This is a genomic window from Algoriella xinjiangensis, assembly GCF_900115015.1.
Lineage (GTDB): Bacteria > Bacteroidota > Bacteroidia > Flavobacteriales > Weeksellaceae > Empedobacter > Empedobacter xinjiangensis.
The window spans coordinates 189,135-203,644 of sequence record NZ_FOUZ01000005.1; the positions used below are offsets into that span (position 1 = coordinate 189,135).

The window sequence follows — 14,510 nt, forward strand, 5'->3', positions numbered from 1 at the left end:
AAAGATGAGTACAACTACATACACACCTCGTCCGCAGGTTAAATATAAAGAAGAGATTGTAGCAGCTCTTAAAGAAGAGTTCGCTTACAAATCAATCATGCAAGTTCCTAAATTAGAGAAAATTGTTTTATCTCAAGGTTTAGGTGCTGCTACAGCTGATAAAAAAATCGTTGATTACGCTATCGAAGAGTTAGAATTAATCACAGGTCAAAAAGCAGTTGCAACTATCTCTAAGAAAGATGAGGCAGCTTTCAAATTACGTAAAGGGATGCCAATTGGTGCAAAAGTAACTTTACGTGGTGAGAAAATGTACGAATTCTTAGACCGTTTAGTAGCATCAGCGTTACCACGTGTACGTGATTTTAACGGAGTATCTTCTACAGGTTTCGATGGTAGAGGTAACTATAACTTAGGTATTACAGAGCAAATTATCTTCCCAGAAATTAATATTGATAAAATCAAGAAAATCCAAGGTTTAGATATTACATTTGTAACTTCTGCGAATACAGATAAAGAAGCAAAAGCTTTATTATCTAAATTCGGATTACCATTCACTAAAGAAAAATAAGAAGTCATGGCTAAAGAATCAATGAAAGCGCGTGAGCGCAAAAGAGAAGCATTAGTTGCTAAGTATGCTGCGAAAAGAACTGCTTTATTAGAAGCTGGTGATTACGAAGCATTACAAAAATTACCTAAAAACGCTTCACCAGTACGTTTACACAACCGTTGTAAATTAACTGGACGTCCAAGAGGATACATGAGAACTTTCGGGATCTCTCGTGTAACTTTCCGTGAGATGGCTAACGAAGGGTTAATCCCAGGTGTTAAAAAAGCGTCTTGGTAATTTACCAATCGCTAATCAATATAAAAATCCTTACTCATTTAGTTGAGTAAGGATTTTTTTTATAAGATGAAAACTAAAAAATAAATATCTAAATGGCGTTGTAACTGGGTTTCAATGGTATTTAATTATTTTATTTGCATTTATAGTTTTTATTTAAAAAATATGCAATATATTTGCAACCCAAATGCATAGTGCATTTTAGGTTAAAGTTTAATTTTAAAAGTAGGCTCTAAGGTCTATACTATAGAATTATTATGTATACAGATCCAATTTCAGATTTTCTAACGCGTGTTAGAAATGCAATGATGGCAGGACACAAAGTTGTGGAAATCCCTGCATCAAAATTAAAAAAAGAAATCACAAAAATTCTTTTTGAACAAGGTTATATCTTAAACTACAAGTTTGAAGGGCAAGATCAACCTCAAGGAACTATCAAAATCGCTTTAAAGTACGATAGAGTAACTAAAGAGCCAGCTATCCGTAAAATCAGAAGAGCTTCTTCTCCAGGTTTACGTCAATACTCTGGATCTAAAGATTTACCTCGTGTATTAAACGGTTTAGGTATTGCTATCATTTCAACTTCTAGAGGTGTTATGACAGACAAACAAGCTCGTCAAGAGAATGTAGGTGGTGAAGTTTTATGTTTTGTTTATTAATCTTTTAAAAAATTAAGAAATTATGTCAAGAATAGGACAAGCCCAAATCAACATCCCTGCAGCAGCAACTGTTGAGTTTAAAGATAAAGTAGTTACTGTAAAAGGTAACAACATTACGATGACTAGAGAATTAAACGAAGGTTTTGATGTAAAAATCGAAGACGGAGTTTTAACTGTAGTACGTCCAGATGATGCTAAAAGCAACAAAGCTTTACATGGTTTATACCGTGCATTAATCAATAACATGATTATCGGTACAACTGAAGGTTTTAAAAAGCAATTAGAATTAGTTGGTGTTGGTTACAGAGCAACAAACCAAGGACAAAGATTAGATTTGTCATTAGGTTTCTCACACAACATTGTATTGGAATTACCAGAAGAAATTAAAGTAGAAACTTTAACAGAAAAAGGTAAAAACCCAATCATTACATTATCATCTCACGATAATCAATTATTAGGAATGATTGTAGCTAAAATCCGTGCTTTCCGTAAGCCAGAGCCTTACAAAGGAAAAGGAATTAAGTTTGTTGGAGAAATTATTAGAAGAAAAGCAGGTAAATCTGCATAAAAATCATTGAAAAATGGCATTATCTAAAGTAGAAAAAAGACAAAAAATAAAAAGACGCGTGCGTCGAAATATTTTCGGAACAGAAACTAAACCTCGTTTGTCAGTTTACCGTTCTAATAAAGAAATTTACGCTCAAATTATTGACGATAACAGTGGAGTAACTTTAGCTTCTGCATCATCTCGTGAAAAAGGTGTTTCTGTAGAAGGTACTAAATCTGATGTATCTGCATCTGTTGGTAAAGCGTTAGCTGCAAAAGCTGTTGCTAAAGGAATTGAAACTGTAGTTTTTGATCGTAACGGTTTCATATATCATGGTAGAATCAAAGCTTTAGCAGATGGTGCTAGAGAAGGTGGATTAAAATTCTAAAAAAGAGAAAGAAATTATGTTAGGATTTAAAAACGTAGAAAGAGTTAAGCCAACAGGATTAGATTTAAAAGATCGTTTAGTTGGAGTACAACGTGTTACTAAAGTAACAAAAGGAGGTAGAGCATTTGGTTTCTCTGCAATCGTAGTAGTTGGAGACGGTAATGGAGTAGTAGGTTTTGGATTAGGTAAATCTAAAGATGTAGCTTCTGCAATTGCAAAAGCAATCGAAGATGCTAAGAAAAACTTAGTACGTATTCCTTTATTCGGAAACACAATTCCTCATGAACAAGAAGCTCGTTTCGGTGGTGCGCAAGTATTTATCCGTCCTGCAGCAAAAGGTACAGGAGTTATTGCTGGTGGTACAGTACGTGCAGTATTAGAATCAGTTGGTGTACATGATGTATTATCAAAATCAAAAGGTTCTTCTAATCCTCACAATGCAGTAAAAGCTACATTCCGCGCTTTATTAAGCTTACGTTCTGTAGAAACTATTGCACGTCAAAGAGGTATTTCAATAACTAAAGTATTCAACGGTTAAAATATAGTATCATGAGCAAAGTAAAAGTAAAACAAACACGTAGTGCTATCAACCGTGATAAATCTCAAAAAGCAACTTTAGTAGCTTTAGGATTAAAGAAATTGAATCAAGTTGTTGAGCACGAATCTACACCTCAAATTGAGGGTATGATCAGAAAAATTCAACACTTAGTAGTAGTAGAAAGAGCTTAATCGCTAACCTTAAAAGATTTAAAAAATGAATTTAAGTAATTTAAAACCAGCAGCTGGTTCAGTAAAAAATAAATTCCGTAAAGGTAGAGGTGAAGGTAGTGGAAACGGTTTGACAGCAGGTCGTGGACACAAAGGTGCTAAATCTCGTTCTGGATATTCTAGAAAAATCGGATTCGAAGGAGGTCAAATGCCTTTACAAAGACGTTTACCTAAATTTGGTTTCAAAAACATCAACAGAGTTGAGTACACAGGAATCAATTTAGATACAATTCAACAATTAGTTGATAACAACAAAATTACAGATACTCTTAACAAAGAAACATTAGTACAGTTAGGTTTAGCTCACAAAAACGCCTTAGTTAAAATCTTAGGTCGTGGTGAATTAACAGCTACAGTTAATGTTACTGCTGATAAATATACTCAAACAGCACAAGAAGCTATTGAGAAAGCAGGAGGTAAAGTAGAATTAATTAACGCTTAGAAATTTTTTTTATAGATGAAAGGGTTTATACAGACCATAAAAAATATCTGGAGCATAAAAGAACTAAAGGATAAGTTACTTGTAACTATCCTTTTGTTATTGGTTTATAGATTCGGTTCTCATATACCACTTCCAGGTGTCGATATTAACGAAGTTAATCGTTTTATTGCAGACCAAGAAAATGCAAACTCAGGAATTTTAGGATTATTAAACTCTTTTACCGGAGGTTCTTTCAAAAGAGCTTCCGTATTTGCGTTAGGAATCATGCCTTATATCTCTGCTTCAATTGTTGTACAATTGATGGGATTAGCAGTACCTTACATCCAAAAACTACAAAAAGAAGGAGAAAGTGGACGAAATAAAGTAAATCAAATCACAAGATGGTTAACAATTGGGATATGTTTGGTGCAAGCACCAGCCTACCTTACATTAGTAACCTCTCAGATTTTACCTTATGACCCAACTTCATCGTATGCTATTTATGTAATTCCCCCAGCAAGCTTCTGGTTCTGGTTTCCATCAGTAATCATTTTGATTACAGGAACAATCTTTGCCATGTGGATGGGAGAAAAAATTACTGACAAAGGTATCGGTAACGGAATATCAATCCTTATTATGGTTGGTATCTTAGCCGACTTACCAAAAGCAATATTTAACGCATTTGAAGTTGACCCTTCAAATGGAATTTTCTTCTTGATAGAAATGTTAGGTTTAATCCTAGTTATTGCAATGTGTATTATGATTGTTGCAGCGGTTCGTAAAGTACCGGTACAATATGTAAGAAGAGCACAAACTTCTAGTAGTTCTTATATGAGATCAGTAACAGATTCTGTACGATCTTATATTCCTCTAAAAGTAAATGCAGCAGGTGTAATGCCTATTATCTTCGCACAAGCGATTATGTTTTTACCAGGAACATTAGCAAATTATTTTCTAGACGAAGCAAGTCCAGTAAAACAATTCTTCGCAAAAATGGCAGATCCATTTACGTGGGAATACAATTTGATCTTTGGTTTACTAATTATTATCTTTACCTATTTCTATACAGCGATCACAATCCCTGTAAATCAAATGGCTGAAGACTTAAAAAGAAACGGAGGAATCATACCTGGAATCCGCCCTGGAAAAGAAACTGCAAATTATTTAGACGAAATTTTATCAAAAATTACGTTACCTGGAGCAATTTTACTAACTTTGCTTGCTGTTTTGCCAGCAATTGTAAAATTATTAGGTGTAGAACAAAGCTTGGCTATGTTCTTTGGAGGTACATCAATGTTAATTATGGTGGGCGTTATCTTAGATACTGTACAACAAATTAATACGTATTTATTAAATCACCGTTATGATGGTTTAATGTCTTCAGGTAGAACTTCAAGAGATATCTAATAAGATTTTTTAAAAGATTTATGGCTAAACAAAAACATATTGAACAAGACGGTACGATTACAGAAGCATTATCTAATGCAATGTTCCGTGTCGAATTAGAAAATGGACATGTTGTAACATGTAACATATCTGGTAAAATGCGTATGCATTACATCAAATTATTACCAGGTGATAGAGTGAAGATTGAGATGTCTCCTTACGATTTAACGAAAGGTAGAATATCTTATAGATACTAAAAGATAAATTAACGACTGGTGGTAGAGTTAACGTTTTTGGCGTTAACTCTATCGGATTATAAATAAATTTACAAAGATGAAAATTAGAGCATCCATTAAAAAGAGAAGTGCTGACTGTAAAATTGTGCGTCGTAAAGGACGCTTGTATGTGATCAACAAAAAGAATCCTAAGTTTAAACAAAGACAAGGTTAATTATTTAGAATTATGGCAAGAATTTCAGGTGTAGATTTACCTAAAAACAAAAGAGGTGTAATCGGACTTACATACATTTACGGGATCGGTAGAAGCAGTGCTTCTAAAATCTTAGCTGAGAATAATATCTCAGAGGATAAGAAAGTTAGCGAATGGACTGATGAAGAAATCAACGCAATCCGTGCATCGATCAATGAAACTTTCAAAGTAGAAGGTGAATTAAGATCGGAAATCCAATTAAACATCAAACGTTTAATGGATATCGGATGTCAAAGAGGTATTCGTCACAGATTAGGTTTACCATTACGTGGTCAAAGAACAAAAAATAACTCACGTACTAGAAAAGGTAAAAAGAAAACAGTTGCTAACAAGAAAAAAGCCACTAAATAATAAGTAGATCATGGCAAAAAATCAGAAAGTAGTAAAGAAAAGAAAAGTAGTTGTTGAAGCTACTGGACAAGCTCATATTCAAGCATCATTTAACAATGTTATCGTTACTTTAACAAACAAAAATGGTGAAGTTATCTCTTGGTCTTCTGCAGGTAAAATGGGATTCCGTGGTTCTAAAAAGAACACGCCTTACGCTGCTCAAGTTGCCGCTCAAGATGCAGCTACAGTTGCATACGAAGCTGGCTTAAGAAGAGTAAAAGTATTCGTTAAAGGACCAGGTCAAGGTCGTGAATCTGCTATTAGAACTATTCATAATGGGGGTATTGAAGTTTCAGAAATTGTTGATGTAACTCCACTTCCACATAACGGATGTCGTCCTCCTAAAAAGAGAAGAGTATAATTCTTTTTCTCAATTTAATTATTTAATATTTAATAGTAATAAATCATGGCAAGATATACAGGACCAAAAACAAAAATTGCAAGAAAATTTGGACAACCAATTTTCGGAGATGATAAATCTTTTGAAAAAAAGAAATATCCTCCAGGGCAACACGGACCTAACAAAAGAAGAGCTAAAAAATCAGAATACGCTATTCAGTTATCTGAAAAACAAAAAGCGAAATATACTTACGGTATCTTAGAGAAACAATTTGCAAACTTATACAAGAAAGCAAATGCATCTAAAGGAATTACAGGTGAAGTATTATTACAATTATGTGAATCTCGTTTAGACAACGTAGTTTACAGATTAGGTATTGCTAATTCTCGTAGCGGTGCTCGTCAATTAGTTTCTCACAAACACATCACTGTTAATGGAGAATTAGTTAACATTCCTTCATACCAATTAAAAGCTGGTGATGTTGTTGGAGTAAGAGCAAAGTCTAAATCTTTGACTCCTATTACAAGTTCATTACACGCTCGTAGAGAATACGATTGGTTAGTTTGGAACGATGAGCAATTATCTGGTACATTTACAAAAGCTCCAGAAAGAGTTCAAATCCCAGAAGATATTAAAGAGCAATTAATCGTCGAGTTATATTCTAAATAAACCTTAAAATCAGACTAATAAAATGACTATTTTAAATTTCATCAAACCTGACAAAGTAATCTTAGTAGAATCTGATTCTAAATTTGGACAATTTGAATTTCGTCCTTTAGAGCCAGGATACGGGATTACAGTTGGAAATGCTCTACGTAGAGTATTACTTTCTTCTTTAGAAGGATACGCAATCACTTCGATCAAGATTGAAGGTGTTGAGCACGAATTTTCAACTATTCCAGGAGTAGTGGAAGATGTTACAGAGATCATTTTAAATCTGAAAAAGGTTCGTTTTAAGAAACAAATTGATGAATCAGATGCTGAAACTGTAACTGCTACTATCTCAGGGCAAGATCAATTAACAGCAGGTGATTTAGGGAAATTTATTTCTGGATTCCAAGTTTTAAACCCTGAATTAGTAATCGCTAACTTAGACTCAAAAGTTAATGTGACTATCACATTTACAATTGATAAAGGTAGAGGATACGTACCAGCTGAAGAGAATAAAAAGGCTTCTGCGCCAATTGGTACTATAGCAATTGATTCAATTTACACTCCTATAAAGAATGTAAAATATGCAATTGAAAACTATCGTGTAGAACAAAAAACTGATTACGAAAAATTAGTTTTTGAAATTACGACAGATGGGTCTATAACTCCACAAGATGCATTAACTGAAGCAGCTAAAATCTTAATTCACCACTTTATGTTGTTTTCTGATGAAAGAATTACTCTTGAAGCAGAAGAAGTAGCATCTGGTGAAACTTATGACGAAGAAGCTTTACACATGCGCCAATTATTGAAAACTAAATTGGTTGACATGGATTTATCAGTAAGAGCATTAAATTGTTTAAAAGCAGCAGAAGTTGAAACATTAGGCGAATTAGTTTCTTTCGCTAAGTCTGACTTAATGAAATTCAGAAACTTCGGTAAGAAATCTCTTACAGAATTAGAAGAATTGGTGGACAGCAAAGGTTTAAACTTTGGTATGGACATCGTAAAATATAAGTTAGACGTAGAATAATTTTATTAAAAAATGAGACACGGAAAAAAATTTAACCATTTAGGTAGAACTGCCTCTCATAGAAGAGCTTTATTATCTAATTTAGCTATAGCATTGATTACTCACAAGAGAATCAATACATCAGTAGCAAAGGCTAAAGCATTACAAAAATATGTAGAGCCTTTATTGACAAAGTCTAAAGTAGACGATACTAACAACCGTCGCGTTGTATTTTCATACTTACAAGATAAAGAAGCTATCACTGAATTATTCAGAACAGTAGCTCCTAAAATTGCTGACCGCCCAGGTGGATACACTCGTATTATCAAAACTGGTTTCCGTTTAGGAGATAGTGCTGATATGGCAATGATCGAATTAGTAGATTTCAATGATATCTATACTAATGCGAAAGTAGAGAAAAAAGCAACTACACGTCGTGGTAAAAAAGTAAAAACAGAAGATGCTGCTGATGCAACAGAAACTGTAAGTACTGAAGAAGCATAATCTTATAATGATTATATATAAAAAAGCTCCCAATTTTGGGAGCTTTTTTTATTTCTTGATTATTTTTCGATTAATGGTTTTTCCATCTTTCAATATAATTTTTACAATATAAATACCTGCTTGTAGATTATTTGTTTCAATTTTATTGGTTACGTTATTTTCTTTTAAAATAACTTGTCCTAATGTATTGATGATTTCTATAGAAGATATTTGATTCTGAAAGTTTGCATCAATTCCTAAATAATCTTTTATAGGATTAGGGTATATTTTTAGTTCTTGTTGATTAATATTATTTGTAGTAAGATTATCAGAAGTAATTTTAAAATTATCATAATATGCATCACCACCATAATTATTATGCAGCATAGTGAATCCATTAATATTCATTTTTGTGAAATTACTTCCAGTATAAACTAGTTTTGAGTTTAGATAATATTTAATATCATTTTCAGAAACTTCAATTTTAAAATTATTCCATTTATTAATTGGCCAATCTTTTGCGTCATCTGCATAATCAAATCCATAATTGATATCTTTTACAACATATAAATAACCTCTATTTTCCATTCCGAAACCAGCAACAGGATAAAATTCGTCAGTTTCTGTATTTATTGTATATAAAGTAAACTCAAAATCAGCACCGTTTCTTTTATTTACATAGGCATCAAATGTTATGGTAAAATTTTTATAATCGACAGGTTTTTCAAAAGCTTTAGAAGCTCCCATAATAGGAAACCATTGATCACCATAATCTGTTTGATCACCATTTTTAAAAGAGTACATACCATCACTTGCTAACTCATTTGTTACAATTTGATTGTTTATTATTTTTCCATCACCAGCTTCACTAACTTCCCAACCATTTTGTTTGTTTAAGTTTCCTAGTACATAGCCTTCAGAAGTCTCGAAGGAATATATTTGTTGCGCTTGCGTAGTAGTAATACTTGCAATAAATAAAAGTGTATAAATTTTCTTCATATTATCATGTTTATAATTATAAGCAATATAACAAAAAAAAACTCTGACTTTTTAAATCAGAGTTTTAGAGAAGTATTTTATAACGATACTATTTTAATCATGTTGTTGCGCATCAATCACAGCAATAGTAACCATGTTTACGATTTCGCGAACAGTACTATCCAATTGTAATAAATGAATTGGTTTTTTCATTCCAATTAAAATTGGTCCAACCGCTTCTATATTTCCTAATTCTTGTAATAATTTGTACGAAATATTCGCCGATTCTAAATTAGGGAAAACAAGGGTATTTGCATACGATCCACTTAATTTACTGAAAGGGAAATTGCTTTTCAGCTTTTCCTTATTTACAGCAAAATTCGCTTGTATATCTCCATCAACAATAATTTCTGGATGATTTTTGTGAATGTATTTTACAGCTTGTTGAACTTTCTCAACAGTTTCTCCTTTATTCGATCCGAAGTTAGAATATGATAACAAAGCAATTTTAGGCTCTATTTTAAACTTTTTGATGGTCTCATTAAACTGAAGCGTAATGTTAACCAAATCGTCTGCACTTGGGTTTAAATTAACCGTTGTATCGCCTAAGAAAATAGGTCCTTTTTCGGTTAACATCATATACATACTCGCAACTTTCATTCCTTCTTCTGCACCAATTAATTCTAATGCTGGACGAATTGCTTGCGAATAGTTTTTTGTCATTCCCGAAATCATTGTATCGGCATAACCAAACTCAACCATACAAGATCCAAAATAATTGCGATCTCTTAGTAGTTTTTTAGCATCAGAAAGCGAAACACCTTTGCGAGCTCTCTTATTATAGATGAACTCTACAAATTGGTTGTAACGGTCTGAATCTTCTTCGGTACTTGGATCAACAATTTCTACATCTTCTAAATCCAACATATAATCTTTAATCATTTGTTGAATTTTAGATTTTTTACCTAAAATTACTGGAATTCCAATTTTTTCTTCTTTTACAATTTGCGCCGCTCTCAAAATTTCGAAACGATCACCTTCTGCAAACAATACACGTTTTGGATTAGATTTAGCCGTTTGCGTCAAATTACGCATAATCGTACTTTCTTTTCCGATACGTTTAATTAATGATGTTTTATATTCTTCGAAATCTGTAATAATATTTTTAGCAACACCTGTTTCTATCGCTGCTTTTGCAACAGCCGCAGAAACTTCTGGTAATAAACGTGGATCATTTGGTTTTGGAATGATGTAATCTTTTCCAAATTTTAATGAATGATTATTATACGCTTGCGTCACAACTTCTGGAACTGGTTGTTTTGCTAATTCTGCAATTGCACGAACCGCAGCAATTTTCATTTCCTCATTAATTGTTGTCGAACGTACATCTAAAGCACCTCTAAAAATATAAGGAAAACCTAAAACATTATTCACCTGATTTGGATAATCAGAACGTCCAGTTCCCATAATAATATCTTCGCGAGTACCAACAGCCAATTCGTATGCAATTTCTGGATTTGGATTTGCCATGGCTAAAACGATAGGATCTTTCGCCATTGTTTTTAGCATTTCTGCCGTTAAAACATCAGCTGCCGATAAACCAATAAAAACATCCGCGTCTTTTACAGCATCAGCCAAAGTAGAAATATCACGATCTGTTGCCCATTCGGCTTTAGAAGGATCAAGATTGTCACGATCAGCACGGATAACACCTTTACTGTCTAACATCACGATATTTTCTTTTTTCGCTCCAACCGAAATATACATTCCAGTACAAGAAATTGCCGCAGCACCAGCACCGTTAACTACGATTTTAACAGTCGAAATATCTTTTTCTTGTAATTCGCAAGCATTGATTAATGCTGCACCAGAAATAATTGCTGTTCCGTGTTGATCATCGTGCATCACAGGAATATTCATTTCTGCTTTTAGACGTTTTTCAATCTCGAAACATTCGGGTGCTTTTATATCTTCTAAATTAATTCCACCAAAAGTTGGCTCTAAAGCTTTTACGATGTTAATAAACTCATCTACATTTTTAGTGTCTAATTCGATATCAAAAACATCAATGTCAGCAAATATTTTAAATAAAAGACCTTTACCTTCCATCACAGGTTTAGAAGCCAGCGCACCAATATCTCCTAATCCTAAAACAGCGGTACCGTTACTAATTACTGCAACCAAATTACCTTTCGCAGTATATTTATAGGCATTTTCGGGATCCTTCTCAATTTCTAAACACGGCTCTGCAACACCTGGCGAATAAGCAAGTGATAAATCTCTTTGCGTATTCGTAGGTTTTGTAGGAATTACCTCAATTTTACCTGGTTTTCCCATTGAGTGGTAATTCAATGCATCTTTCTTGCGATTGTCATTCATTGTTTTGTGATTTATATTTTTTCCAAGATTAAATTTAGGTAAAAAATAATCAATCAACTTATGATGAATGTTAGATTTTGATATTTTTAGAGAAGTTTTTTTATCAACTTAAAGATTTAGCCTATCTAAAATTATCGAGTTGATAAATTTCACTAAAAATTAAAACGTGTTGTTAACATAATTTGTGTTGGACGAAGTTGATAAACAAAACGTTGTTCGTTGTTTGCTGAAAACGAGTTTTGAGAAAAATATTTTTCGTTAAATAAATTGTAAGCACTCAATTCAAAATCAATTTTCTTTTTAGAAAGTGAATAACGATACATTAAATCGCCAAATGTTGAATTCGGATTTAATTTTTTATCCTCATTCAAATAAAAATCTACATTAAATTTGATATAATGTTTTTCTGCAAGAAAAAAATGCAACGCAATTTGATGAGTTTGATTGGTAATTGTACGCGCTTTTGTTTCTGATAATTTGTTTTGATAATTTGTAATCAAATAATTGTATTCTAACGTTGTCCAACTTAATAATCTAAAAGAAGTTTCGAATTTAGAAGTTAGTATATTGTTGTTTACTTCGGCCAAATTATTATTTAATAATTGATCATATTTAGTAAAATTATAACCTCCAGATAAATTAAAAGTTGTCTTTATTTTTGAGAAATATTGACTGATTTTTGCGTTTAAAGAATGTGTTTTTCTATGATTTTCATTTTCTAAAACCTCAAGAATTGTACTTGCATCAGCATTGTATTTATAATTGTACAACAAGTTATTTTCGTTCCAATTATACGAATAACCAAAATTTATAAATAAAGATTTTATTGGGTTTCTATACTCAAATCGAAGTGATGAACTCCATTTTTTAACTTCGTTAAAATTTGCATCATTTTGTTGTATCGAATTGTATTTATACAAAATAAAACCTTGATGTAAACTTGTTAAACTACCTAAATCGTTCGAAAAATTATGTGAAGTAGAAACTTTCCAGAACTTTGCAAAATCAATTGTTAGATTAAACTTTGGTTCGATATAAAAACGACTGTATGATTTTTTAATTTCGAATGATTGATTTGATAAATTATACCATTGCAAAGGCATTCCAAAAGTAGCATTTAGACTATTTTTTTTATATGAAAATTTATTTTCGAGATATGGATTAAAAGTAGACCAACGTGTATTGTTTCTAAAAGTCGAATTTATTGTTTCATTATCCGCCAACAAATCGCTTGTCATCGTGTGATTGGTATATTTGACACCAACTTTTGATTGTAAAGTAAATTGTTTTAAACCTTTCGAAAATTCGATAAAATTATTGGTTGTAAATTTATTAAAACTAATTTCTTGAAAAGCATCGTTGTATGGTTTTCCTTGATTGATAAAATCTGAAAAAACTCCTGGCGTTATGGCTAAATTTTCGTGATATTCTTTGTACGCAATCGTAGAACGAAAAGTTAATAATTGCTGACCAATTTTTCGAATTGTGTTAAATTGATTCGAAAATTCTTTGTTTGGTTTTGTTAGATTTTGTTGAATTAATTGATCATTTTGAATTAAATTACCTTTAGTATTATTCCAATCTCCTTTAAATTCTACAATGTTTTCCAAATAATTTACAGCACTATTTCTAAGCAAAGTTGCTTTTATATTTAGATTTTCTGTTTGCAGATAATTTTGTTTTTTTTCGTTGAGAAATATATCACCAGTTGGTAAAAAATATTGCGTATTTGTTTCGCCAAAACGTTTTTGATAATCGTTGAGATAAGATAAATTTAGACGTAAATCTAATTCTTTTTTTATTTTAAAAAGATGATTCCAAGTTCCTAAATTTATACTATTATCTAACCAACGTTCGCTATTAAAATCTGGAGTTTGAAGTGTAGAAATTGATAACCAACCTTCATTCGAAAATTTTTCAGACTCGTTTAATAAATCATCTAAAGTCAATGTTTTTAATTGTCTACTAATATCATTTCCTCTGTTATTACCTTGATAAGAACCTGTCATTTGTTGCTTTTTAGTAAACAACATTGGCGTAATATTGGCTTGATACAACATTGGCGAAGCACCAAAACCAAGCTCAGCTTTTCCGGAGTAAGTAATTTTGTTTTTTAGTTTGATATTTAATGCAGCTTTAGGACTATAGACCAAACTATCTAAAATTTTGATTGGTTGGTGGTTTTCTAAAATCTGAACTTTATCTACAGCATCTGCCGAAAGATTTTCGTTTGCCAAGACATATTTTCCACCAAGCAAATCCATGCCTTCAATATAATATTTGTTGATTGGTTCGCCTTGGTATAAAATTCGACCAGAAGTTTCAATTTCTATTCCAGGCATTTTTTTGATAACATCTGCAATAGAACGGTCTTTGATATCTTTAAAATTACTAACATCATAAGCAATTGTATCACCTTTTTTTCGAATTGGAGATTCTTTCAATTTTACTTCTTTCAACTCAATTGCTTTTTCTTGCAATGTGAAATCAAAATTAGAAGCTGATTGATTTGCTAAGTCTGATGTAAAAGCATAATTCATCGCACGAACTTTAATTTCATAGGTTTCGTGCGATGGACTATCTATTTTTAAGGTATATTTTCCGTCTGCTTTGGTAATAAAATAAGCCAATGTTTCGTCTGTAGTACTAGGCGAAATTGTAACATTAGCACCAGAAATGGGTTTACCATCTTCATTTTTTACAACTCCAGAAATAGTAAGTTGTGCAAAAATAAAGTGTGATAGTAGAATGAAAAGTAGAGTTAATTTATATTTCAAA

General features: G+C 32.2%; 19 protein-coding genes. 16 read left to right on the forward strand and 3 right to left on the reverse strand.

The window, feature by feature from the left end; all coding sequences use genetic code 11:
• Positions 1 to 4 precede the first annotated feature (4 nt).
• The 16 genes from rplE (at position 5) to rplQ (ending at position 8,396) form a co-directional block, all read left to right on the forward strand.
• Positions 5 to 568, forward strand: coding sequence for a 50S ribosomal protein L5 (rplE, locus tag BM072_RS06285; RefSeq protein ID WP_092907638.1), 564 nt, complete (start codon positions 5 to 7; stop codon positions 566 to 568).
• 6 nt (positions 569 to 574) lie between these two features.
• Positions 575 to 844: a 30S ribosomal protein S14 gene (gene rpsN / locus BM072_RS06290; protein WP_092907640.1), complete on the forward strand. Its 270-nt coding sequence runs from the start codon at positions 575 to 577 to the stop codon at positions 842 to 844.
• 254 nt (positions 845 to 1,098) lie between these two features.
• A complete protein-coding gene (rpsH, locus tag BM072_RS06295) occupies positions 1,099 to 1,500 on the forward strand; it encodes a 30S ribosomal protein S8 (protein WP_092907642.1) in 402 nt (133 codons plus the stop codon).
• Between the two features lie 22 nt (positions 1,501 to 1,522).
• Positions 1,523 to 2,068 carry a 50S ribosomal protein L6 gene (gene rplF / locus BM072_RS06300; protein WP_092907644.1) on the forward strand — a complete coding sequence of 182 codons (546 nt, stop codon included), beginning with the start codon at positions 1,523 to 1,525 and terminating at the stop codon, positions 2,066 to 2,068.
• A gap of 13 nt (positions 2,069 to 2,081) precedes the next feature.
• Positions 2,082 to 2,435: a 50S ribosomal protein L18 gene (rplR, locus tag BM072_RS06305; protein WP_092907646.1), complete on the forward strand. Its 354-nt coding sequence runs from the start codon at positions 2,082 to 2,084 to the stop codon at positions 2,433 to 2,435.
• Positions 2,436 to 2,451: 16 nt separating this feature from the next.
• A complete protein-coding gene (gene rpsE / locus BM072_RS06310) occupies positions 2,452 to 2,973 on the forward strand; it encodes a 30S ribosomal protein S5 (RefSeq protein ID WP_092907648.1) in 522 nt (173 codons plus the stop codon).
• Positions 2,974 to 2,984: 11 nt separating this feature from the next.
• Positions 2,985 to 3,164 (forward strand): 50S ribosomal protein L30, encoded by a 180-nt coding sequence (gene rpmD, locus BM072_RS06315; RefSeq protein ID WP_092907650.1) that lies wholly within the window; start codon positions 2,985 to 2,987, stop codon positions 3,162 to 3,164.
• Between the two features lie 25 nt (positions 3,165 to 3,189).
• Positions 3,190 to 3,645, forward strand: coding sequence for a 50S ribosomal protein L15 (gene rplO, locus BM072_RS06320; RefSeq protein ID WP_092907652.1), 456 nt, complete (start codon positions 3,190 to 3,192; stop codon positions 3,643 to 3,645).
• A 15-nt stretch (positions 3,646 to 3,660) separates the two neighbouring features.
• Positions 3,661 to 5,031, forward strand: a complete 1,371-nt coding sequence (secY, locus tag BM072_RS06325; RefSeq protein WP_092907654.1) for a preprotein translocase subunit SecY — start codon at positions 3,661 to 3,663, stop codon at positions 5,029 to 5,031.
• A gap of 20 nt (positions 5,032 to 5,051) precedes the next feature.
• Positions 5,052 to 5,267, forward strand: a complete 216-nt coding sequence (gene infA, locus BM072_RS06330) for a translation initiation factor IF-1 (RefSeq protein ID WP_019974180.1) — start codon at positions 5,052 to 5,054, stop codon at positions 5,265 to 5,267.
• 76 nt (positions 5,268 to 5,343) lie between these two features.
• On the forward strand, positions 5,344 to 5,460 hold the full coding sequence (gene ykgO / locus BM072_RS06335; protein ID WP_013598490.1) for a type B 50S ribosomal protein L36: 117 nt from the start codon (positions 5,344 to 5,346) through the stop codon (positions 5,458 to 5,460).
• A 12-nt stretch (positions 5,461 to 5,472) separates the two neighbouring features.
• The gene (rpsM, locus tag BM072_RS06340) at positions 5,473 to 5,850 is read left to right on the forward strand and encodes a 30S ribosomal protein S13 (protein ID WP_092907656.1); all 378 of its coding nucleotides are present in this window, start codon (positions 5,473 to 5,475) and stop codon (positions 5,848 to 5,850) included.
• A gap of 10 nt (positions 5,851 to 5,860) precedes the next feature.
• Positions 5,861 to 6,250, forward strand: a complete 390-nt coding sequence (gene rpsK / locus BM072_RS06345; protein WP_072928707.1) for a 30S ribosomal protein S11 — start codon at positions 5,861 to 5,863, stop codon at positions 6,248 to 6,250.
• A gap of 45 nt (positions 6,251 to 6,295) precedes the next feature.
• Positions 6,296 to 6,898 carry a 30S ribosomal protein S4 gene (gene rpsD, locus BM072_RS06350; RefSeq protein WP_092907658.1) on the forward strand — a complete coding sequence of 201 codons (603 nt, stop codon included), beginning with the start codon at positions 6,296 to 6,298 and terminating at the stop codon, positions 6,896 to 6,898.
• Positions 6,899 to 6,920: 22 nt separating this feature from the next.
• Positions 6,921 to 7,913, forward strand: coding sequence for a DNA-directed RNA polymerase subunit alpha (locus BM072_RS06355; protein WP_092907660.1), 993 nt, complete (start codon positions 6,921 to 6,923; stop codon positions 7,911 to 7,913).
• Between the two features lie 12 nt (positions 7,914 to 7,925).
• Positions 7,926 to 8,396 carry a 50S ribosomal protein L17 gene (rplQ, locus tag BM072_RS06360; RefSeq protein ID WP_092907662.1) on the forward strand — a complete coding sequence of 157 codons (471 nt, stop codon included), beginning with the start codon at positions 7,926 to 7,928 and terminating at the stop codon, positions 8,394 to 8,396.
• A 48-nt stretch (positions 8,397 to 8,444) separates the two neighbouring features.
• Here the strand turns inward: rplQ and BM072_RS06365 are convergent, their stop codons facing one another.
• The 3 genes from BM072_RS06365 to BM072_RS06375 form a co-directional block, all read right to left on the reverse strand.
• Positions 8,445 to 9,374, reverse strand: coding sequence for a T9SS type A sorting domain-containing protein (locus BM072_RS06365; RefSeq protein WP_092907664.1), 930 nt, complete (start codon positions 9,372 to 9,374; stop codon positions 8,445 to 8,447).
• 93 nt (positions 9,375 to 9,467) lie between these two features.
• Entirely contained in the window at positions 9,468 to 11,732 is a 2,265-nt protein-coding gene (locus tag BM072_RS06370) for an NADP-dependent malic enzyme (RefSeq protein WP_092907741.1), read from the reverse strand.
• A 152-nt stretch (positions 11,733 to 11,884) separates the two neighbouring features.
• Positions 11,885 to 14,509, reverse strand: a complete 2,625-nt coding sequence (locus tag BM072_RS06375) for a carboxypeptidase regulatory-like domain-containing protein (RefSeq protein WP_177190268.1) — start codon at positions 14,507 to 14,509, stop codon at positions 11,885 to 11,887.
• Position 14,510 lies beyond the last annotated feature (1 nt).